At 70.3% G+C, this 21,577-nt stretch carries 19 protein-coding genes; 4 read left to right on the forward strand and 15 right to left on the reverse strand.

The window, feature by feature from the left end; translation table 11 throughout:
• Positions 1-123 precede the first annotated feature (123 nt).
• The 8 genes from ACG01O_RS14465 to ACG01O_RS14500 form a co-directional block, all read right to left on the reverse strand.
• Entirely contained in the window at positions 124-984 is an 861-nt protein-coding gene (locus tag ACG01O_RS14465; RefSeq protein ID WP_394385702.1) for a potassium channel family protein, read from the reverse strand.
• Positions 981-2,186: a methionine aminotransferase gene (locus ACG01O_RS14470; protein WP_394386346.1), complete on the reverse strand. Its 1,206-nt coding sequence runs from the start codon at positions 2,184-2,186 to the stop codon at positions 981-983. Before ACG01O_RS14470 ends, ACG01O_RS14465 begins: the two co-directional genes overlap by 4 nt.
• A gap of 58 nt (positions 2,187-2,244) precedes the next feature.
• Positions 2,245-2,994 (reverse strand): substrate-binding periplasmic protein, encoded by a 750-nt coding sequence (locus ACG01O_RS14475; RefSeq protein ID WP_394385703.1) that lies wholly within the window; start codon positions 2,992-2,994, stop codon positions 2,245-2,247.
• Positions 2,995-3,153: 159 nt separating this feature from the next.
• Positions 3,154-3,504 (reverse strand): carboxymuconolactone decarboxylase family protein, encoded by a 351-nt coding sequence (locus tag ACG01O_RS14480; RefSeq protein WP_394385704.1) that lies wholly within the window; start codon positions 3,502-3,504, stop codon positions 3,154-3,156.
• Positions 3,505-3,589: 85 nt separating this feature from the next.
• On the reverse strand, positions 3,590-5,185 hold the full coding sequence (locus ACG01O_RS14485) for a GDYXXLXY domain-containing protein (protein WP_394385705.1): 1,596 nt from the start codon (positions 5,183-5,185) through the stop codon (positions 3,590-3,592).
• Positions 5,182-6,201: a DUF2157 domain-containing protein gene (locus ACG01O_RS14490; protein WP_394385706.1), complete on the reverse strand. Its 1,020-nt coding sequence runs from the start codon at positions 6,199-6,201 to the stop codon at positions 5,182-5,184. The genes ACG01O_RS14485 and ACG01O_RS14490 overlap by 4 nt, the downstream gene beginning before the upstream one ends.
• Positions 6,202-6,279: 78 nt before the next feature.
• On the reverse strand, positions 6,280-7,332 hold the full coding sequence (locus ACG01O_RS14495; protein WP_394385707.1) for a homocysteine S-methyltransferase family protein: 1,053 nt from the start codon (positions 7,330-7,332) through the stop codon (positions 6,280-6,282).
• Positions 7,333-7,427: 95 nt separating this feature from the next.
• The gene (locus tag ACG01O_RS14500) at positions 7,428-10,679 is read right to left on the reverse strand and encodes a hypothetical protein (RefSeq protein ID WP_394385708.1); all 3,252 of its coding nucleotides are present in this window, start codon (positions 10,677-10,679) and stop codon (positions 7,428-7,430) included.
• Positions 10,680-10,914: 235 nt separating this feature from the next.
• On the opposite strand from ACG01O_RS14500, the gene ACG01O_RS14505 reads away from it, so the two are divergent.
• From ACG01O_RS14505 to ACG01O_RS14515, 3 genes are read left to right on the forward strand one after another with little or no spacing between them, the layout of a single operon-like run.
• The gene (locus ACG01O_RS14505) at positions 10,915-12,498 is read left to right on the forward strand and encodes an ABC transporter substrate-binding protein (protein ID WP_394385709.1); all 1,584 of its coding nucleotides are present in this window, start codon (positions 10,915-10,917) and stop codon (positions 12,496-12,498) included.
• The gene (locus tag ACG01O_RS14510) at positions 12,495-13,406 is read left to right on the forward strand and encodes a LysR family transcriptional regulator (RefSeq protein WP_394385710.1); all 912 of its coding nucleotides are present in this window, start codon (positions 12,495-12,497) and stop codon (positions 13,404-13,406) included. Before ACG01O_RS14505 ends, ACG01O_RS14510 begins: the two co-directional genes overlap by 4 nt.
• A 23-nt stretch (positions 13,407-13,429) precedes the next feature.
• Positions 13,430-14,047: a M15 family metallopeptidase gene (locus tag ACG01O_RS14515; protein ID WP_394385711.1), complete on the forward strand. Its 618-nt coding sequence runs from the start codon at positions 13,430-13,432 to the stop codon at positions 14,045-14,047.
• Between the two features lie 20 nt (positions 14,048-14,067).
• On the opposite strand, the gene ACG01O_RS14520 is transcribed toward ACG01O_RS14515, so the two are convergent.
• Both ACG01O_RS14520 and ACG01O_RS14525 read right to left on the reverse strand, forming a co-directional pair.
• Positions 14,068-14,301 carry a DUF1653 domain-containing protein gene (locus ACG01O_RS14520; protein ID WP_394385712.1) on the reverse strand — a complete coding sequence of 78 codons (234 nt, stop codon included), beginning with the start codon at positions 14,299-14,301 and terminating at the stop codon, positions 14,068-14,070.
• A gap of 41 nt (positions 14,302-14,342) precedes the next feature.
• The gene (locus ACG01O_RS14525; RefSeq protein ID WP_394385713.1) at positions 14,343-15,248 is read right to left on the reverse strand and encodes a substrate-binding periplasmic protein; all 906 of its coding nucleotides are present in this window, start codon (positions 15,246-15,248) and stop codon (positions 14,343-14,345) included.
• A gap of 61 nt (positions 15,249-15,309) precedes the next feature.
• Between ACG01O_RS14525 and ACG01O_RS14530 the strand changes: the two genes are divergently transcribed.
• Positions 15,310-16,350 carry a S66 peptidase family protein gene (locus tag ACG01O_RS14530; RefSeq protein ID WP_394385714.1) on the forward strand — a complete coding sequence of 347 codons (1,041 nt, stop codon included), beginning with the start codon at positions 15,310-15,312 and terminating at the stop codon, positions 16,348-16,350.
• A gap of 7 nt (positions 16,351-16,357) precedes the next feature.
• Here the strand turns inward: ACG01O_RS14530 and ACG01O_RS14535 are convergent, their stop codons facing one another.
• From ACG01O_RS14535 to ACG01O_RS14555, 5 genes are all read right to left on the reverse strand, one after another.
• Positions 16,358-17,110: a hypothetical protein gene (locus ACG01O_RS14535; RefSeq protein ID WP_394385715.1), complete on the reverse strand. Its 753-nt coding sequence runs from the start codon at positions 17,108-17,110 to the stop codon at positions 16,358-16,360.
• 307 nt (positions 17,111-17,417) lie between these two features.
• A complete protein-coding gene (locus tag ACG01O_RS14540) occupies positions 17,418-18,158 on the reverse strand; it encodes a hypothetical protein (protein WP_394385716.1) in 741 nt (246 codons plus the stop codon).
• Positions 18,159-18,231: 73 nt separating this feature from the next.
• Positions 18,232-19,080 carry a substrate-binding periplasmic protein gene (locus tag ACG01O_RS14545; protein WP_394385717.1) on the reverse strand — a complete coding sequence of 283 codons (849 nt, stop codon included), beginning with the start codon at positions 19,078-19,080 and terminating at the stop codon, positions 18,232-18,234.
• Between the two features lie 41 nt (positions 19,081-19,121).
• A complete protein-coding gene (gene dacB, locus ACG01O_RS14550; RefSeq protein ID WP_394385718.1) occupies positions 19,122-20,621 on the reverse strand; it encodes a D-alanyl-D-alanine carboxypeptidase/D-alanyl-D-alanine endopeptidase in 1,500 nt (499 codons plus the stop codon).
• The gene (locus ACG01O_RS14555) at positions 20,615-21,547 is read right to left on the reverse strand and encodes an ornithine cyclodeaminase family protein (RefSeq protein ID WP_394385719.1); all 933 of its coding nucleotides are present in this window, start codon (positions 21,545-21,547) and stop codon (positions 20,615-20,617) included. Before ACG01O_RS14555 ends, dacB begins: the two co-directional genes overlap by 7 nt.
• Between the last annotated feature and the right edge of the window lie 30 nt (positions 21,548-21,577).

Raw genomic sequence — 21,577 nt, forward strand, 5'->3', positions numbered from 1 at the left:
GGAGTAGCAGGCCGTGTGCCAGGGTCACCGAAGTGGGGAATGGCCGCCGGGCCGCGTCGCGGGGGGGCGCGCCACCCATTGGCCCCATCAGCGCCCGATTCAACGCCCGATGCCGTGCCTCATTCAGCGCCGGGCCTGCCCGCAGGTGGGGCACACCGCCGGGTCGTGGCCGTCGGCCGCCTTGTGCGCATGGTCGGTGCCCGGCTCGTGCGGCGCGCTCGACTCGATGATGGCCGCCGTGACGATGGCCGTGGGGAGCGCGAACACGCCGATGCCGAACACCGCCACCAGGCCCACGAACCAGCGCCCCAGCGGCGTGACGGGCGCCATGTCGCCGTAGCCGATGGTGGTGAAGGTCTCGCAGGCCCACCAGAACGTGGCCGGGATGCTGGTGAACACCTGCGGCTGCGCACGGTGCTCCGCCTGGTACAGCAGCGCCGACGAGGCGTACACGCACACCAGCATCAGGGCCACCGACACCCACAGCAACTGCCGGCGCCGGCGCAGCGACACGGCCAGCCGGTCCAGCGCGGCCTCGAACTCGTACAGGCGCAGCACCTTGAGCAGCCGCACCAGCCGCATCACCCGCAGGAAGCGCAAATCCCAGGCGCTGAAGAACGTGACCACCACGATCAGGTCCAGCAGCGGCAGCGGCTGCAGCGCATAGCGCAGGCGGCCCCACACCGGGTGGCGCAGGCGCTGTTGCTCCACGCACACCCACAACCGGGCCAGGTACTCCACCGCGAACAGCGCGGTCGACCCGATCTCCAGCGCCCGGAACTCGTCGCGCCAAGGCAGCGCGATGTCGGCCACGCTTTCCAGCGCCACGCTGAGCGCGTTGAGCACGATCAAGGCCACCAGCACGTAATTGACACGGCGCGCCCAGGGGTTGCCAGGGTCGGGTCGGTGCAGGATGGCGAAGAGCCGCGCCCGCCAGCTGCCCGGGCGCGGCGTGGGCGATGCGGCCGGCAGCGGCGCGTTCATGCCGCCGCCAGCCGGCCCAGGCGCCGGGCGGCTTCGGCCAGGGTGTCGTCACGCTTGGCGAAGCAAAAGCGCACATGCCGCCGCTCCTGCGGGCGCTGGTAGAAGCCGGCCAGCGGAATGGCCGCCACGCCCAGCTCGGTGGTGAGCCAGCGGGCGAAGTCCAGTTCGGGCAAGTCCGACACGGCGCTGTAGTCCACGGTCTGGAAATACGTGCCCTCGCACGGCAGCAGCTTCAGCGGCGTGGCCGCCACCGCGGCGCGGAACCGGTCGCGCTTGGCTTGGTAGAACGCACTGAGCCCCTGCCAGGGCGCCGGGTTGGCAAGGTACGCCGCCAGCGCATGCTGGCTGGGCGTGTGCACCGTGAACACCGTGTACTGGTGCAGCCGCCGGAATGCAGCCGACAGCGCCGGGGGTGCGGCCACAAAGCCCACCTTCCAGCCGGTGACATGGAAGGTCTTGCCGAAGCTGCTGACGAGGAAGCTGCGCTCGCGCAGCGCCGGGTGACGGGCCACGCTCTCGTGGGCTGCGCCGTCGAACACCATGTGCTCGTAGACCTCGTCGCTGATGACGAACAGGTCGTGCTGCTCGGCGATCTGGGCCAGCTCGGCCAGGTCTTGCGCGGTGGCCACGCGGCCGCTGGGGTTGTGCGGGGTGTTCAGCACCAACGCCCGGGTGCGCGGGGTGAGCGCAGCCCGCACGGCGGGCCAGTCGATGCGGTACTCCGCCGTCATGGGCACGCCTACCGGCACCCCGCCGGCCAGGCGGATGGCGGGGTCGTAGCTGTCGTAGGCGGGCTCGATGATGAGCACCTCGTCGCCCGGCCCCACGCAGCACTGCAAGGCGGTGAACAACCCTTGCGTGCCGCCGGCGGTGATGGTGATGTCGCTGCCCGGGTCATAAGCCGATCCGTACAGCGCGTTGAGCTTGGCCGCCACGGCCTCGCGCAGCGCGGGCACGCCGGTCATGGGCGGGTACTGGTTGTGGCCGGCAGCCATGGCGTCGGTCAGGGCTTGCAGCAGCGCGGGGTCGGCCCCGAAGTCCGGGAAGCCCTGGCCCAGGTTGACGGCGCCGTGCTCGGCCGCCAGCGCCGACATGACGGTGAAGATGGTGGTGCCGGTGTGCGGCAACTTGGCAGGCAATGCGGGCATGGTCAGCAGCAAGGGGTCACCGCAACGGCGGCGGCAGGCTGCATTGTTGGCCAGGTGGGCCGGCGCCGGCCTGCCCCCAGGCCGATCAGGGCGATCAGGCCAGTCAGGCCGCTCAGGGCGCCGTGGCGTAGCGGGCCAGCACCCGCGCGAACTCGCCAGACCGCGTCAGCGTGTTGGCCGCCATGGCCAGGCGCTGGCGCTCGGCCAGGGGCATGGACGGTGTGGCGAACAGCGTCAGGTCCAGCCGCCCCAGCACCAGCGGCGTGCCGAAGTCCGACGGGCGCAGGCCGCCCTGCTCCATCGTGTAGCGCAGCGACTCTTTCACGCTGACCACCGCGTCCACCCGCCCGGCATGCAGCATGCCAACCATGGCGGGCAGCGAGTTGACGCGTTGGTGCACGGCGCCTTCGAGCTGGGCCATCATGTCCATGCCCGCCCCGCGGCCGAGGCTGGCGATGCGCATGCCACGCACCCCACGCCGGTCGCTGATGGCCAGGCCCTTGCGCGGCAGCAGTTCCACATCCAACCGGGCCAGCGTGGCCAGGGCGTGCACACCGGGGTCCAGCCCCTGCACCGGCAGCAGGATGGTGAGGCCCGCTTCACCGGTGTTCACGTCTTTGAGCACCCGGGCGATGGGCACCAGGCGCATGTCGATCTCGCGCCCGGCTTCCCGCGCCAGGGCGTGGCCCAGGTCGGCCATCACGCCGGCCACGCGGCCGCTGGCACCCAGCATGCCGAAGGGCGGCGCATCCAGGATGTGCATGACCCAGGGCTCGACCGTCGGCGCCACGGCTTGCCCGCGCGCCGGGCGAACCAGCGCAGGCAGGGCGGCAGCCCAGGTCAGGGTGTGGCGGCGTTTCACGGCATGCAATCGTTTGCCCGAGGGAGGCGCGAGTATCCCGCCCCGCCCGACCCGCGCTGCCGTGCCGTCCCCTGCATCCGAGGGAGCACCAACGCCTGAGCGCGGTGCGCCGTTCGCACACGTTTCGCGCCCCGTTCGGTGCGCGACCCGCCGCCAGCGTCAGGCGGTCGCGCCGCCGAACTGCTCGTAGGCCTGCAAGGCGTGCGCCGCGTACATCAGCGACGGCCCGCCGCCCATGTACACGCACATGCCCAGCATCTCCTCCAACTCGGCGCGGGTGCAGCCCAGCTTCACCAGCGACTCGGCATGAAAGCCCAGGCAGGGGTCGCAGCGCGCGGCGACCGACAGCGCCATGGCGATCAGCTCCTTGGTCTTCTTGTCCAGCGCGCCGTCGCGTGTGGCGGCCTGAGCCAGGGCGCCGAAGCCGCGCATCAGGTCGGGCGTTTCGGTGCGCAGGCGGGCCAGTTGGGCCGACACGTCGGCGGTGATTTCGCGGTAGTTCTTGGTCATGGAGCACCTCCGGCCGAACCGCTCGGCCCACAGGCGCCCATGCTGCACACGCTGCGCGCCCCGCGCCTTGACGCAGGGCAAGCGCTCAGAGCGCCGCGAGGTTTTCGCCGCGCAGGCCCACCAGCAGGGCCTGGCCGTCGGGCGTGACGCGGAACTCGCCGAACCGGGCCGCCGCCCACCGCGCGCCCTCGCCTTCCTTGAAGAACCAGGCATCGGTCACCAGCAACCAGCGGCCGCTCTTGCGGCTGAGGTTCATGCGCACCTCTCCTGGCGCCACCGGCGCGCCCGTGGCCCAGCGGGCCGACTGCACCACCTGCTGCGCGTCCAGCGTGAGCACCAGTGCCGACGCCCCCGTGCCATCGCCCCCGGCCGGCCCGGCCAACTCGGTCAACGGCCGGAAGTTCAGGCGCATGTAGTCGCCCTGCATCAGCGAGCGCGGGTCCACCGGCGCCAGCGGCACGAACACGGTTTGCCCGCTGGCGATCAGCGATTCCTTCTGCGCAATGCCCACGTTCAAGGCGACCAACACCGCCACGCCGCTGAGCAGCGCCCCGATGCGCAGCCCCCGCAGCGGCCCCGCCGCCGCGGCAGGCCCCGCCGGCCCGCGCGCCACACGCAGCCAGCCCGGTGCCACCAGCAGAGCCAGCACCGCACCGGCCGCCGCCAGGCCGGCGGCCTTGGTCATCAAGGGCCAGGTCAGCTGGTAATAGAAGCTGCTGATCGTCCACACCACGGCCAGCCCCGCCGCAGCGGCCAGGCGCACCCGGCCCTGCCCGGCCGCCACGGCGCCGATCAGCAGCACCGCCCCCAGGCTGGGCATGGCGGTGGCCAGCGCCGCAAGCACCAGGGCCACCCCCGCGACAGACGCGCGACGCAGCCCGGGGTGCGCCCGCACGGCCCAAGCCGCCGCGGCCAGCGCCAGCACGGCCGACACCGCACCGGCGCTCCGGATCACGCCGGCTGAAGAAGGCCCCCAAGGTGCGCCGCCCCAGCCGACGCCTCCACCGCCCACCCAACTGCCCACCAACATCGCCAGGCCGGACGACAGGGCCAGCCCGAGCAGCGTCAGTGCCGCCCAGCCGGTGCGCATGGCCGCTACCGGCCCCGCGGGCGAGCGCCACACCGCGCCGCTGGCCAGCCACAGCAGCGTGCAGACCAGCCAACTGAGCCAGCCCGGGTGGCTCCAGCGCCAGGCCGGGCCCTCCCAGCCCACCACCGCCCAGGCCATGAAGCCCGCGGCGGCCGCCCCGAGGCAGGTCTGCAAGGCCACCGGGCGCACCCAGGCGCCCAAGCCGCACGCCAGCGCGGCCAGCAGCAGCGGCGCGGCCAGCGCCCCCAGATCCTTGAACCACGCGTAGCCCAGGCAGGCCCCGCCCGCCAGCAACAAGGGCGCCGCCAGTTGCTCCACGAACAAGGGCACCTCCGCCGCGCGCAGGGCCCAGGCCGCCACGCCCAGCAGCACCACACCGCCCAGGTAGGCGCCGCCGTGATCGAAAAAGCTGCCGAACATCAGCCCCGCCACCAGCAGCAACGGAATGGCCGCCAGCCAGGCACCCAGCGCCGTCAGCAACACCACCGGCCAGGGGCGCGTGGCCGCGGCCTCGGGCAGTTCAGCTTCGGCCGGCACGAGGCCCTGTTGTTGGGCTTGCCGCCACAGGGCGGCCACATCGGCGCGGCTCATCGTGCGGCCTCCATGTGCGCGTCGAATGCGCGTTGGCAGCGCATCACCCAACTCACCGAGGCAGCCAGCAAGCCGGCGGCGAACAGGCCAGTCATGAGCATCGACCCGATGAAGTCGCCGTGCGACGAACCCGAGAACAGCATGCGAATCCAGGCCCCCACCAGCAGCACATTCAGCCCCAGCGCCGCCGCGCTGAGCACGAACACCTCGAAGGTGGCCCGCCGTGCCGCGCCCCACGCCACCGCCGACAAGGCCGCCAGACCCAGCGTCACCTCGGCCACCGGGTGCGCGTTGAACAAGGCCACCGTGGCCGTGCCGGTGACCAGGCTGACGGCACCGCAGGCCGCCAAGCGCCGCGCCCAGGCCCCGGCCCCCAGGCGGCGGCCCGCCGCGCTGTTGAGCCCGAGCACCAAGGCCAGCGACAAACCCCAGCCCGTGAGGTGAACCGACAGGTCATCGGCATCACTCCATCCGCTGTGCCGGCCCTGCGCCGTCATCCACAGCGCCACGCCGGTCAGCGCCACCAGGGTCCAGACGCACCACACGGTGTCGGCCCGCACGCCCAGCGCCAGCGGCACGCACAGGGCCGCCCAGAGCGCGAACAACTGCCAGGGGTCAGCCCCGGTCTGGTAGGTTTGCCCGAAGAAAGCGAGCAGCCCGCCGGTGCTCAGCAGGCACCACAGGCCCCACGGCATGCGCCAGCGCGGCAAGGCCACCAGGCCCACCACGCCCGCAGCCACCGCCCCCTGCAACACGGCGAACTGCACGCTGCGTGGCCAGGCCGCCCAGTTGGCGGCCACGGCCAGGATCAAGCCCAAGCCCACCAGTGCCACCGCCAGGCCCATCGCCAGGGCCGGCAGGCGCGCGGGGGTGAGCACCTGGGGCGCCCAGCCCGTGCCGTCGGCCGCGTTACCGTGTGTGCCCTCCGGCGCAGCCAGCGCCAGCAAGGCCTGCCGCTGGGCCTCGCTCAAGTTCAGCGCTGCCGCGCGCTCCGCCACCACCGATGGCCAATTCATGTCCGCTCCCTGAAAGCCGGGGCTGGCCCGGCGGTGCGCGGATGCTACGGGCGCAGGCCGAGGGCCCGCGTCACGGGATCAGGCGGCGTCCAGCAGTTGACTGAAGAACTTGTCGCCGCTCACACGCGGCTTGTAGGCCGACACCGCCTGCGCAATGGCTGCGATGTGGGCGGGCGTGGTGCCGCAGCAGCCGCCGGCGATGTTCAGGAAGCCCGCCTGCGCGAACTCGCCCACCAGGCGCGCGGTGACCTCCGGGGTTTCATCAAAACCGGTGTCGCTCATCGGGTTGGGCAGGCCGGCGTTGGGGTAGCAGCTCACCGCCACCTCGCCCGCCACCTTGCTCAGTTCCTCGATGTACGGGCGCATCAGCGTGGCCCCCAGCGCGCAGTTCAGGCCGATGGCGATGGGGCGTGCATGGCGCACCGAGTGCCAGAAGGCCGTGACCGTCTGGCCCGACAGGATGCGGCCGGACGCGTCCGTCACGGTGCCGGAGATGATGACGGGCAGCCGCTCGCCGGTGGCTTCCATCAGCTCGTCAAGCGCAAAGATGGCGGCTTTGGCGTTCAACGTGTCGAAGATGGTTTCGACGAGGAAGAGGTCGCAGCCGCCGTCCAGTAAGCCCTGGGCCTGCTCGTAGTAGGCCGCGCGCAGGGTGTCGAAATCGATGTTGCGGGCGCCGGGGTCGTTCACATCCGGGCTGATGGACGCGGTGCGGGGCGTGGGGCCCAGGGCGCCCGCCACGTAGCGGCGCTTGTCCGGCGTGGAGTACTTGTCGCAGGCTGCGCGGGCCAGCTTCGCGGCCTCGACGTTCATCTCGTAGGCCAGACCGGCGAGGTCGTAGTCTTCCTGCGCGACCGAGGTGGCGCCGAAGGTGTTGGTCTCGATCAGGTCGGCGCCGGCGGCGAGGTACTGCTCGTGAATCTCGCTGAGCACGTCGGGCCGCGTGAACATCAGCATCTCGTTGTTGCCCTTCAAGTCCTTGGGGTGGTCCTTGAAGCGCTCACCGCGGTAGTCGGCCTCGGTGAGCTTGTAGCGCTGGATCATGGTGCCCATCGCGCCGTCGAGGATGGCAATGCGGCTCTGCAGCAGAGCGGGCAGGTCTTGGGCGCGGGTGTAGGCAATCGGCTTCATGCCCGCATTTTCGCCGCTCGCCTGCCGCGCGTCTTCGCCCCTCGTGAACCCCAGGCGCACGGCAGGGTTGGCCATGCGCCCCGGGGCTGCCTCACTCAGGCCGTGCGCAGGAAGTACAGGTTGCTGCTGGCCCGCGCCAGCAACACGAAGCCGCGCAGGGCGGGGATGTAGCGCAGGCGGTTCTGGATGCCGCTCAGGTTGTCGGGCGACGCAGCAATCTTGAGGCTGCCAGCGGACAGCAGACTCATGTCCCAGACGTTGGTGTCGTTGGGCTTGATCACGTAGATGCGACCCGCCGCATCCGCCTGGCCTGCGTAGAACAGGAAGCGGTCGTTGTCCGGGTCGTAGTCCATGCCTGCGTACATGGGCTTGTCGGCCAGCCATTGCGTCAACGCCGGGCTGGGGTTGAAGCTGACCGAAATCTGGGTGTTGCCCACCAGCGGAATCCGGCTGGCCTGCAATTTTTGCGGATCGAAGCCCTGGCCGTCGCCCCACTGCAGGGAGAACAGCTGTCCGCGACGGGTGTCGTGCGCCAGGGGCCAGCGCACGCTGTCACCGCTGAAGGTGGTGACGAGGTCGGTCCACTTGCGATCCACGGGAGACCACTTGCGAAAACCGCTGCCCACGACTTCACCGGTGCCTCGAATCTGCACGACGCCGTAGGTGCTGTTGGGCGCATCGGCCCAGGTGCCGGCCTTGTCCCATTTGCCGGTGTCGCAGTTGAAGCCGTCCACGGTCGGGAAGGCATAGGCCGCGCCGTAGGTGGCGTAGGCGCCGAACAGCATCAACCGGTTCACCTGGGGCACGAAATGCAGGGAGCTGTACAGGTGGCGCGATGCCGGAAGGCCGTCGCTGTAGTACGCCACGTTCTTCTCAGAGACCTTGCTGGAGGCCGCACGCTGCTGCCAGGCCGGGGCATCGGCTGCCAGTGAGATCGACACCACGCGGTTGTCCGCCGAATCGTTGTGCCCGCCCGCCGCGGCGATCCAGATCTCGTTGGTGAGTTCGTTGATCGCCATGCCGCTGTAGGCATCGACGGCTGCGCCGCCTGCGCCTGCCGTGCCCGGAATTTCCACCCACTGCCCGATGGGCTTGTCGGCCAGCCAAGCCGGCGTGATGCGCGCCGGCGCCACCGACCACACCGGCGCGAGGTGGAAGGCGTCGCGCAGGTTCGGGTAGTTGGTGGCCTTGATCAGACGCTGGTGGGCGGCCACGGCACCGCTGACGTTGTGCCGCACGGCATAGGCCAGCGCGGTGGTGAGGTTGGCCCAGGCCGCACGGTCGCCCGGCATGATTTCACCGGCCAGCGTGCCCTCGACCGTACCGAACCAACTGGGTTTGCTGGCATACGTGGCGGCGTACACGGCCGCATCGTCGGCATACCAGGGGCCCTTGCCGGTCTGGAAGTCGGGCGAAGCGGATGGCGAGATGCTGGCCACGTATTGCGCCGCGTTGACGTACCAGAAGCCGGTGGCCGGACCCAGGCGCATGACCGCACTGCGCGCCTTCCAGCGGAAGAACGCGTCATGCTTGGCCTCCACAGCGGTGGACACCGGCAGGCCCATGGCCAGCGAGTAGCCGAACGCGGCCGTGATGAAGTCCTGCTGCCAGCTGGCGCCGAACTGCATGTTGTTGATGTAGCCCTCACCCGGCTGCACCCAGCCGAACGGGTTGTTGGCCTGCGCCACGTAGACCGCGTGGAAGTTCTCGATGTTGGCCGTGACCGAATTGATCAGTTCCTGGCGCAGCACAGCGTCAGACTCGGGCGTGACCGCCAGCGCCTGCACCAAGGTGCGCCACTGCCACGCACAGGCACGCGTTTGCCAACCGCCCAGGCAGGGCTGAACCAGTCCGAGCGAGCCGCGCCGCATGATGCTTTCGTCGGCCTTGGTCAGGTAGTTGGCCGTGGCCGCGAACTGCACCTGCTCCATGAAATACCAACTGCCCGTGAGCAGGTAGGCCATGTAACCCACCGACGGGCTGTGCGCGCAATCCCACAACGGCGACGGCGTACCGGCCGGCTTGGGCGTGAACTGGCTGCGCGTGGAACCGCCCAGGTCGGTGATACGACTGGTGGGATGCAGCACCAGGTTGGGGTAGTCCGAGAACTTGACCGGCCGCTGCGTCTTTTCGTCGCGGTAGTGAATGCCGTAGCGGCCCGCCGCGAAGCCGTTGCGAATGACCGCGCTGTACACCTTGGGGCTGTCCGAGGTCAGGTACAGCGCATCGTGCTCCGGCAGCAGGCCGATGGGCTGCTGGTAACCCGTGGCCGGCATGGAGTCGCCGTCGTAATTGAAGTTGCACTGCGCCAGCGGCGTGAAGGTGGTGGCCAGCGACTGGACGACCGGTGCCGTCGCCGCGACACGGGCGCTGTAGGTCGGCACTTGCTCCGTGGCCTGCAGGTACGCGGCGTCGATGCGGGGCGTCACGCCGGGGTCGTCTCCCAACCAGTACGACAGCGCGTCGCCGCTGATCAACGGCGTGCGGCAATGGTGGGGCAGGTCGATGCTGGCCGAGAAACGCTGCTTGCCACTCAAGCGCAAGGTGTAAACCGCGGCCTTGTTGGTGGGGCCAGCCACGTTCAGGTAGCCGTTCTCGATCCACGGCAGCACTTCGACCGCGCCGTTTGCAAACAGCCGGACCTCCACCCAGAACACCAAGTGCGCGTCCGTTCCCACCGGCTTGCGGAACACCCACGACGACATCTGCGGGCCCGACACCCAGGTCTGGAAGGGTGCATCCCAATCGGCGTTGGCCAGCGACGCGGCCCCCAGCGCACCGGCATCCAGTTCGGCGGTCAGGCCGGTTTTCTTCAAGTCAGCCAAGCCAAGAGACGCGGCCGCGGCAGCCGTGCCATCCAGCCGACGCAAACGAATCGTGGTGACGAGGTTCGCAGTGACGTCCGCAAAGCCTGCCAAGTGCGCGAACTTCAAGGACCCGTCCGGCCACCTCGTGCGAGGCGTCACTTGGAACGAAGCGACGTTGGCGCCCACCGAGCTTCCGGCTGGAATCTCGCCGCGCTTGAACACAAAGCCGGTGCTGAAGGGCGCCTTGACCAGGGTCTTGGTGGCGTTGAGCCCGAGTTGCATGCCACCCGTGAACACGCCCAGGCTGGCTGCCGCCACCGCAGGAGCCGCCGGCGGCGGCGGCGGCGGGGGAGGCGGCGGCGGCGGAACCGGCGTGCTGGGCAGCGGGCGCGGCACGGCGGAGGCCTGAGCGGTGGGCTCTTCGATGGTGGTCACGGTGACCAGCGGCTCGCCGCTGCCGCCGCCACACCCCACCAGAGGCAAGCCGCCCCCAAGGGTGGCGGTGTATTGAAGGAACTGGCGGCGTTTGGGGTCGGTCATGGCGGTACTTCCTTTGCAGCCCGGGGCTGCGACTGCGCCCCAAGATGGGTCACTGAGGCGGAGCGGATTCTGGCCCCTGGGCCTGCAGCACTCGTCGCCAAACGTTACGAACTAGGGATGCCGCAGGTTATAAGTTTGGGTTATGCCACAGCGCCCCTCGCCCATTGGTGGGTTGCGGGCCGGCTGCCAACAATCATTGCCCTCGGCCGCCCTCCGTTTTTTGATGCCGCGCCCCATGAAACTGTTCCCGACTCTGACCCTGCTGGCCCTGACCTTCGGCCTTGCCGCCCCGGCCCAGGCCCAAGGCAAGCCCGTGATCTATTGCGCAGACGCGAGCCCCGAGGGCTTCGACCCTGGCTTATGGGACAGCGCCAGCACCAACGTGGTGAGCGCGCAGATGTTCGACGGCCTGCTCGGCTTCAAGCGGCCGACGACCGAACTGACGCCCAAACTCGCCACCAGCTACGAGATCTCGCCGGATGCCAAGAGCTTCACGTTCAAGCTGCGGGCCGGCGTGAAGTTCCACACGACGCCGTGGTTCAAACCCACGCGCGACTTCAACGCCGACGATGTGCTGTTCACCTTCAGCCGCTTCATCGACCCGGCGCATCCGTTCAACAAAGCCTTTCCGGCGAACTTCATCTACCCCCAAAACCTCGGCCTGGCGAAGCTGATCGAAGGCATCGACAAGCTCGACGATCGAACAATTCGTTTCCGGCTCCGCCAGCCCAACGTGACCTTTGTCGCGAACTTCGCCTTCGCCTGGGCAGGCATCCAATCGGCCGAGTACGCCGCGCAGTTGCTCAAGGAGGGCAAGGCCAGCCAGATCAACGTGCAACCCGTGGGCGCGGGGCCGTTCCAGTTCAAGAGTTACGCCAAGGATGACGTGCTGCGCATGACCGCCCACCCCGACTACTGGGGCGGCAAGCAACCCACGCCCACGCTGGTGTTCAGCATCAGCCGCGAACCCAACGTTCGCGTGCAAAAGATTGCGGCCGGCGAGTGCCACGTGACCGCGCCGCTGCGCGATGTGGACATCGCCGGCCTGGCCGGCAACAGCAACGTCAGCATCGAGAAGATCCAGGCGCTGAACATCTCCTACCTCAGCTTCAACCTGAAGAAGCCGCCCACCGACAAGCGCGAGGTGCGCGAGGCGCTGGACATCGCCATCGACCGCAACGCCATCTTCAAGGCCCTGTTCCCGCGCGGCGACGCGATGCAAGCCGTCAGCGCCTTCCCGCCGTCCATCCCCGGCTACAACAAGGCGCTGAAGAACGAGTTCGACCCGGCCAAGGCCAAGGCCCTGCTGGCCAAAGCGGGCTTTCCCAACGGCTTCGAGATCGACCTGTGGGCCCTGCCGGTGCAGCGCCCCACCAACCCCAACGGCCAGCTGATGGCCCAGCTCATCCAGCAGGACTGGGCCAAGATCGGCGTCAAGGCCCACATCAAGACCTACGAGTGGGGCGAGTACCTCAAGCGCGCCAACAACGGCGAGCACAACGTCTACATGAGCGGCTGGAGCGGCGAGACCGGCGACGCCGATGACTTCCTGACCCCCAACCTCAGCTGCGCCACCAACAAGACGGGCGTGAAGTTCTGCAATGCCGAGTTCGAAAAGCTGATCGACGAAGCCCGCGCCACGCCCGACACCAAGAAGCGCATCGCGCTGTACGAGAAAGCGCAAGAGATCTTCAAGCGTGAGCGCCCGTGGATCACCATGGCGCACTCCACCGTCTACATCCCCATCCGCAAGGACATCGTGGGCTTCAAGATGGCGCCCAACGGCAACGTCAACTTCGAGGGCGTCTACCGGAAATGAGGCTGCGTCACATCGAGGTGTTCCACGCCATCATGCAGGCCGGCACCATCAGCGGCGCGGCGCAGCTGCTGCACATCTCGCAGCCGGCCGTCACCAAGGTGCTGCAGCACTGCGAGCTGCAACTGGGCATGGACCTCTTCGCCCGCGTGCGCGGCAAGCTCTACCCCACACCCGAGGCGCAGCGCCTGTTTGTGGAGGTCGACAAACTCAACCGCGACCTCGTCGGCATCCGGCGCCTGGCGGCCAACCTCAAGAGCGGCCAGCATGAGCAGGTGCGGCTGGTGACCACCCCGGCGCTGGCCACCGCCATCGTGCCCGCGGCCATGACGCCCTGGTGCCAGGCCCACCCCGAAGCCAGCTGCACGCTGGCCACGCACCACACCCGCGAAATCGTCTCGGCACTGCTGCTGGGCGAGGCGGACCTGGCCCTGTCGCTGCAGGACCCGCGCCACCCCGGCATCCACGCCGAGCCGCTGGCCGCCGGCCGCATGATGGCGCTGTGCCCGCTGGGCAGCCCCGAAGCCAGCGCCGAAGGCCCGCTCAGCCTTGCCGACATCCGCACCGACATCGTCGGCCTGCACAGCGACGACCCGCTGGCCGGCCTGCTGCACCACGCCAGCGAGGCCCTGGCCGGCACCGACACGCCGCCGCCCGCCAGCCGCATCACCGTGCAGACCTACCAGCTCGCCCGCGCGCTGGTGGAAGCCGGCGTGGGCATGACGCTGGTGGACCCGTTCACCGCCGCCAGCGCCGACCTGAGCCGCGTGCGCGTGCGCCCGCTGGCCCCGGCCGTGCCGGTGCAGCTGTACCTGCTCAGCGCCGCCAACGCCCCACTGGGCCAGGCCGCACGCCGGCTGGTGCGCTGCATCACCGAGGCCGCCACCCACCACCTCGCCCGCCTGCCCTGACCCCTGCCCTGCCCCCTGCTCTGATGCCTGCCGCCCCCATCCGCATCGAAGACATCGCCCAGCACCCGCACTTCCGGCCGCTGAGCCGGCTGCGCCACGGCATTGCCGTGGACCTGCGCTACGCCAGCGCTGACAACTTCGTCGGCCATGCGGTGTACGACGGCATCGACTGCGCCTGGCTGCGCCGCGAGGCCGCCGACGCGCTGGAGCATGCCGCCGCCTGGCTGCACGCGCGCCGCCCCGGCTACCGGCTGCTGGTGCTGGACGCCCTGCGCCCCCAGCGCGTGCAGCAACGCCTGTGGGACGAACTGCAGGGCACCCCGCTGACGATGTACCTCGCCCCGCCCGAGCGCGGCTCCATCCACAGCTTCGGCATGGCGGTGGACCTCACCGTGCTGGACCCGGCCGGCCGCGAGGTGGACATGGGCGCGGGCTTTGATGAAATGACGCTGGTGTCCCACCCCGACCACGAGGCCGAACACCTCGCCCAGGGCGTGCTGACAGCCCAACACCTCACCGAGCGCGGTTGGCTGCGTGCGGCGATGCGCGAGGCGGGCTTTCATGGCATTGCCACCGAGTGGTGGCACTTCGACTACGGCGACCGCGACGCCGTGCGGCGCGACCTGCCCCGCGTGCTGTGACCGCGGCCGGCCGGCCCGGCTCAGGCCACGCGCTGGAAGCGCGGCTGCCGCACGCCGTCGATGTCCACCTGCTCCACGAACATCGCGTGTGGGCGCACCCACCAGCCGCTGTCGTTGTAGAGCGGCCGGTACACCACCTGCGGCTCCAGGGTCTCGCTGTGGCGCGCCACAGCCACCACCTCGTACTCGCCGCCTTTGTAGTGGCGGTAGCGGCCGGGGGTGAGTTCGGGCAGGGAGGCAAGGTCGTCGGTCATGGCCGCATTGGACCGCAAGCGCACGGCACGCCTCAGCACGGTCAGCCGGGCGGCAGTCGGCACGCGCCGTCCACCTGCGCGGCATCGGCCGCCGACGCGCGGCACACCGCTTGCCACAGCCGCCGCACCAACACCGGGTGCGCCTGGGCCAGCGCTGGCGCCACACCCACGTACAGCCGGCGCCGCTCCACCGCCGGGCCCAGCCGCTCGATCTGCCGGGCCAGCACCGGGTCGCGCCGCAGCCGCTCGTCCACGAAGTAGCCATGCACCAGCAGCAGCGCCGTGCGCCCGGCCACCAGCTTGAGCAGCGCGCTCTCGTGCGTGGGCGCGGCCTCCACCGGCCAGCCGCGTTCGCGCGCCAGGGCCTCGGTCCGCGTGCCGGACGTGACACCCACCCGCGCGTCGCCCGGCAAGCCGGCCAGGGCCTGGCCGTCCCATCGCAGCCCGCTGCCGCGCCGGGCATAGAAGGCGTACTCCACATGGCCCACGCTGTAGTCCACCTCCCGCCGCCGGCCCTCCACGGGCGGCAGCGTCAACAGCGCGGCAATCGGGCCGCCCTCGCCCGCTCCGGCCACGGCGTCCACCTGCCCGGCTTCAATCTGGGCGCGCAAGCGCCGCACCGGCAGCCGCAACATCTCGGCCCGCTCCAGGCAGCCCAGCTCCCGCAAGGCCTGGCGCACCCAGTCCACCAGCAACCCCGGCGGCCGCACAAAGTCTTCGCCCTGGCCGCGCATGAAGGGCTCGGCCGACGAGTCCGGAAACGCAATGCGCAGCCGCTCGGGGCACGCCGGCACCTCGGCCGCCTCGGCCGCCCGGGCCGTGCCCACGAGCAGCCCCACCAGCAGCCCCGCTTGAAGCCCCACTTGAAGCCCCAAGCGCAGCCACGCCACCCGCGCGATCCAGCGCCCGCATTCGCCCGCTGCGGCGAACACAATGGGGCGAAGCACGGTCGGTTTCACGCCGCAAAGTATGCGGCGCCCCTCTCATTTCTCATCGCCCTGCACGCCCATGTCCCCCTCCCGCCGCCAACTACTGCACTGGACCGCCGCGCTCGGCACCCTGCTGACCACCGCATCGCCCCCGGCCCGCGCCTCGGACGGCGCCCTGCGCGCCCGTCGGCTGCGCCCGGGCGACACCCTCGGCCTGGTCAGCCCGGCCAACGCCACCTTTGAGCGTGAGCCGCTGAAGCTGGCCACCGAGGCCCTGCAGGCGCTGGGCTTCCAGGTGAAGCTGGGCGAGTTCGCCACCGCCCGGCGCGGCCCATTCGCCGGCACCGACGCCCAACGCGCGGCCGACGTGAACGCCATGTTTGCCGACGACACCGTGGCCGGCATCCTGGCCCTGACCGGCGGCTCGGGCTGCAACCGCATCGTCGACCGGCTGGACTACGACCTCATCCGCCGCAAACCGAAGTTCTTCGGCGGCTTCAGCGACCTGACCTGCCTCGTCAACGCCATCCACCGCCAGACCGGCCTCATCACCTTCCACAGCCCGGTGGCCGGGTCGGAATGGAACGACTTCTCGGTGCAAAGCTTCAAGGCCGTGGCCATGAACGCCGAGGCCGCCGTGCTGCGCAACCCGGTGGCCACGATGGGCGACGACCTCGTGCAGCGCGACGAGCGCATCAGCACGCTGCGCCCCGGCCGGGCCCAGGGCCGGCTGGTGGGGGGCAACCTGACCGTGCTGGCCTCGATGGCCGGCTCGCCCTACTTCCCGGACTGCCGCGACGGCCTGCTGTTTCTGGAAGACATCAACGAGTACATCTACCGCATCGACCGCTGCCTCTCCACGCTGCGCCTGGCCGGCGCGCTGCAGTCGCTGCGCGGCGTGGTGCTGGGCCGCTTCACCAAGTGCGAGCCCGGTGACGGCTACGGCAGCCTCACGCTGGACGAAGTGTTCGACGACTACTTCCTGCCGCTGAACATCCCCGTGTTCCGCGGCGCAGCCATCGGCCACATCAAGCGCAAGCTGACCGTGCCGGTGGGCGCCCGGGCCGAGATGGATGCCACGGCGGGCACGATCCGGCTGCTGCAGCCGGCGGTGGTGTAGCGCCCGGTCACGAGGGGTTCTGTTTCACCCAGCGGCGGCTTGGCTGCAACAGCGCCGGCTGTGCCAGCTGCGCCCGGACAACGCGGCCGCTCAGCACTGCAACACCATCCCCGCAACGGCTCCATTCCATCGGGTCGTGGGGAAAAGTCAGCAAGAGGTCGGCGGGCGGGCGCAAGGTCGCCAATGACCAATCGAACTTGCGCCCCGGGCAATCGGGCCAACGCTTGCGGTCTTTGGCCATCTGCTTGGCCAATGCATAGTTCAGTTCTTCCAACGCACCCGGCTTGAACAAGGAAGCCAAGTCAACGGCTGCACCGCCAACCATGTCAAACACCAGCGTCTTCACGCCGTGCAGCGGACGAACGCCGTTGCCGCCGTACTCGGTGAAGACCTCGAAGGACACATAGCGCCCAAACGCCTCCCGAGGGGCGATCGTGGATTGCAGCAACCCGCATTCCCAGAACGCCGGGGTCCGGTTCAACACCTCCACGAGCTTTCGATCGGGCATGGCGCGCAGGCCCAACGTTGCGGCAATGTCGCATTCCTGAAAGATCTCCAGCGCCTGCTCTCGCAACCACGCGTTCAGGCGCTGATGCGCCGGCGTTTGCAAGGGCAGCACCACCGGATACGACCACGCCATGGCGTTGTTCGCATCTGCCGCACCGATCCGGTACTCGGCTTGGCGATAAAGAAGCTCGGGTTCGCTGCCCGCGGCATGAGCAATGCCGCAGAACAACGCAGCGCAAAGCAGAAATTTCATGAGGCCCATGGGATCGAATGCGAAGGCTCATTCTCTGGGATGGCCCAAGGCGGTCACCTGCCTCCGGGCGACACCAGCACTCCGTGAGGGATGGAGCCTCTCTGCCCAGCGACCACTGCGGCACAGCTCGCACACCGTCCTGACAAAAGCTGCGGCCGGGGTCCGGTCCACTTTGTTGACGTTCAAGTCCAGAGTCATGAACCGGCCCAAGTTCTGCTGAGGTGCATGGCGGGTCTGGCAGATGGTTCACCGCGTGCCGCCTCGATGCGCGCGTGCCGCACCCTCAACGCCTCAACGCCTCAACGCCTCAAGGCATTTGCCAGCCCCATCGACGCGTGGGCTGCAAGTCGCGCGGCTTCAAGAGCAGGCGGCGAACCGTGGGGCCATTGAGCGCCTCAATGCCATCACCGCATTGCCGCCATTCCCTGGGGTTGTAGGGATAGGTGATGAACAAGGCATCCACCGACTGCAGGGACACCTGAGACCAGTCAAAGCGCCGGCCGCTGCATTCGGGACGACGGGCGTCCTTGGCAATGCGCTCAGCCAAGGCGTCATTCAAGACACCGAGCGCCCCACTGACGAACAGGTCTTCCACCCTCGCTGGAGCCCCCAATTTCAAATCGAACACCAACGTCTCCACGCCCTTTTTCGGGCCGGTCTGGCCCAGCCATTCGGTGTGGTGCTCCACGAACACATAGCGGCCCAGTGCGCTGACAGGGCTGACTGCGGACTGAAGCATGTCGCATGCGGTGAAGGCTGGGTCCGCTTCAAGCGCCTGCAGCACCTGGCTGTCCGGCATGGCCTGCACCTGCAGTTCGACGGCGCGATCACACGCAGAAAACGGCGCCAGGGACAGCTGCCGCATCCATGCATTCAAGCGTTGAAGCACGGGCGTCGGCGCAGGCAGCACCACGGGGTAGGACCACTCCATGCCGCGATACGGGCTCTGACCGGGTGCGAAATGAATGGTGTGTTCGATCCGCTTGTATTTGAGGTCCGGCTCTGTGGCGCTGACCTGCGCACCACCAGCCCACAGCAAAACAGCCACCCACCACCGCCGCATGAATCATTCCTTGATAGACCGCCGATTCTGGCGGGAAAGCGTCGGCAACCCGCGGCGGCTATCGCACGCAGTGCGACACCGGCAACCCGTAAGGCTTGAGCAGTTCGGCCGTGCGGCCGCTGCGGCAGAGTTCGTACACCGCCTTGGCGAAGGCGGCGGCCTGGGCGGGGTCCACGGTCTGGCGGTTCAGGCCGAAGGCGTAGCCGAAGGTCTTGACCAGGCCGGCGGGCTGCAGGGCCGTGAGGTTGTCTTCGCGGATCAGCAACTGGGCCACAGCCTCGTTGACGAGGGCGGCGCCGTCTTCGCCGTAGCGGCCGGCGGCGAGCTTGCGCAGCACGGTGCGGTTGTCGGGCTCGATCTCGCTGCGCACCCGCGGCACGCCGTCGATGAGTGATTCCAGCGTCAGCGCAGTGGCCGACGGGCCGTACGCGCCCACGGTGCGGCCGGCCAGCACCTGCGCGTCGCCCTGGTAGTGCAAGCCGCTGCCGGCGCGGGTGAACAACACATAGCGCCCCTCGATGCCCGGCGGCGACACATGAAAGTACTGCCGGCGCTCGGGCGAGTCCACCACGGTGAAGAGGCCCTCTACCTCGCCGCGCTGGGCCATGGCCAAGGCACGGCGCCAGGGCATGACCTCCACCTCGCAGCGCCAGACCAGGCGCGCACACGCGGCTTGCAGCACGTCCACCATGGGGCCGGCGGCGTGGCCCTCGCTGGCGTAGGTGTAGGGCGGGAAGGGCTCGGTGAGAAAGCGCAGCTCACGCGTGGGCGCCTGCACCGGGGCCGTCGCCGGCGGCGCGGTGGTGGCAGCGCCCATGCCGCCCAGCACGGCCGGGGTCTGGGCCAGAGCCCCGCCCAGGGCCACACCTGCGACCACGCCAACCCAGAACCGCGCTGCTGTGTGCATCGTGCGCCCACCTCCCCGCGGGCGCGGCGAGCATAGGCCGATCACGGTTGCGATGCCACCCAGTCGGCCAGCGCGTCCAGCACCGGCCGGCCCTTGCGGGCGGCGTCCGGGTGGTTGATCAAGGCCACGAACACCCAGGGCCGGCCGCTGGCGTCGGGCACGAAGCCGGCCAGGCCCACGGCGTCGCGCAGCGTGCCGGTCTTGAGCCGGGCCTGGCCGGTGGCGGGGCCGTCTTTGAGGCGCCGGCTCAGCGTGCCGTCCACGCCCGCAATCGGCAGCGTGGCCAGCAGCTCCGGGCCTTGCGCGCCCGCTTGGCCCGCGCGCAGCACGGCGGCCAGCTGCGCCGGGCTGATGCGCTCGGTGCGCGACAGGCCCGAGCCGTTGTCCAGCACCAGGCCAACGTCCGGCACGTTGTGCGCCGCGAACCACGCGCGCACACGGCGGTCGGCGGCGGCCAGCGTCGGCTCACCCGGCTGGGCGGCCTGGGCGCCAAGTTGCAGGTAGATGAGCCGGGCCAAGGCGTTGTCGCTGCGCTTCATGACGCCGCGCATCACCTCGGCCAGCGGCCGGCCGCGGTGTGTGGCCAACACCACGGCACCCGCCGGTGCGGCGGCTTCTGCGTCGCCCGGGCCCAGGGTGCCGCCCAGCTCGTGCCAGAGCTGGCGCACGGCCTGGGTCACCAACCACTGGCGGTCCAGCAGTTGCAGTGCGGGCTGCTGGCGGCAGTTCGCCGGGAAGGCGCCTTGCAGCTGCAGTCGCCAGCCGTCGCCCACCGGCTCGGCACGGGCGGGTTGCCAGGTGTCGTCCCAGTCTTTGCAGGGGCGGGGCGACACGGCCATGGCGCTGGCGTCCACCGTCAAACCTTGCAGCGCCGGCACGCTGCGCGCTGTGACGCCCGCGGTGCCCGCCGGGCCGGCCTGCAGCGCCAAGTCCAGCAGGCTGCCGTTGAAGTGCAGCGCGTCGGGGATCACGTTGTAGTCGAACTCCGGCGCTTCATCGAAGGGCGGCAGCCCCAGGTCCAGCCGGGTCGGTTGGAACAGCGTGCGGTCCACCACCAACCCGCCGCGAATCTCGCGCACGCCGCTCTCGCGCAACTGGCGCAGCAGCCACCACAGGGTGGGCCAGTCCAGGTCGGGGTCGGCCCCGCCGCGCAGGATCAGCGGGCCGTCGATCACCCCATGTTGTGGCCGCGATGCGGCCAGCAGCTCGGTGCGCCCGCGGTGGTTGATGCCGAGCTGCTCCAGCGCCACCGTGGCGGTGACGAGCTTCATCGTCGAGCCGGGTGACATGGGCTCCTCGGCCCGCCGCCGCAGCGCGGGGCGCGAGCCGTCCAGCGGCTGCAGCACGTAGCCCAGGCTGTCAGCCGGCAAGCCGGCCTGGGCCAGCGCGGCCTGCACCGGGGGCGGCACCGCGCCGGTGCCCGAGACGGTGGCGCAGCCCGCCAGCAGCAGGGTGTGCAAGAGCACCAGGCCCACCGCGAACACCCGCCCGCCCGGCAACGGCCGGCGGGCCGCGCGAGCCTTGACCACCCGGCTCAGCATGCGCCCAGCCGATGCGCCACCCAGCGCGCCAGGGCCACGTCTTCCAGGCCGATGCCCACGCTCTTGTAGACCGTGATGTCGCTCGCCGCCCGGGCGCGCGGCGCCACCAGCCATTCGCCCAGCTCCACCACCCGCTCGGGCGGCACGGTGCCGGGCGCGGCCTGCAGCAGGTCCCCCGCTTCCTGTTCGGCGGCGGTGCGCCATTCCACGGCCACCCAGCGGGCGCGGGCCAGCAGGGTGTCGTCCAGCTCACGCGCCACGGCCGTGCTGGAGCCCACCGCGCCCACCCAGGCGCCGGCGCGCACGCGGGCGCCGTTGAACACCGCCGTGGGCGAGCGGGTGGCGGTGAGCAACAGGTCGGCTTCGGCCGCGGCAGTGTCGGCGTCCACCGCGCGGGCCGGGCGGCCCAGCGCGGCTTGCAACTCAGCGGCCAGCGCCTCGGCGCCGGACCGGGCGCACACCAGCACCTGCTCCACCGGCCGCACGCGCACCAGCGCCTCGGCATGCGCCCGCGCCTGGATGCCGGCGCCAAACACGGCCAAGGTGCGGGCGTCCGGCCGGGCCATCAGGTCGGCCGCCAAGGCCGAGGCGGCCGCGGTGCGCAGCCGGGTGAATTCATTGGCCTCCAGCGTGGCCAGCGGTGCCCCCGTCAGGGCCGAAAACAGACTCACCAAGAAGTGATAGCGACCGTTGCGCGCCGAGTACACCTTGGTGCCCAGCACGGCGGGCAGCGCGCCGTCGGCCTCCAGAATGGCTCCCATCGCACTGAGGGCGACCGGGGCTCCATCACAGGCGCCGGTGATGCGGTGGCGGGCCAGCACCTGGGCCTGGCCGCGGCCGTGCTGCGTGAAGGCCGCGCGCAGGGCCGCCACGGCCTGATCGGGGTCGAGAACGGTGGCCACATCGGCCTCGGTGATGAGTCGCATGCGCAGGGGTCCGAAAGCTCAGGCTGCGGA

The organism is Pelomonas baiyunensis (assembly GCF_043555935.1).
Classification (GTDB): domain Bacteria; phylum Pseudomonadota; class Gammaproteobacteria; order Burkholderiales; family Burkholderiaceae_C; genus Pelomonas; species Pelomonas baiyunensis.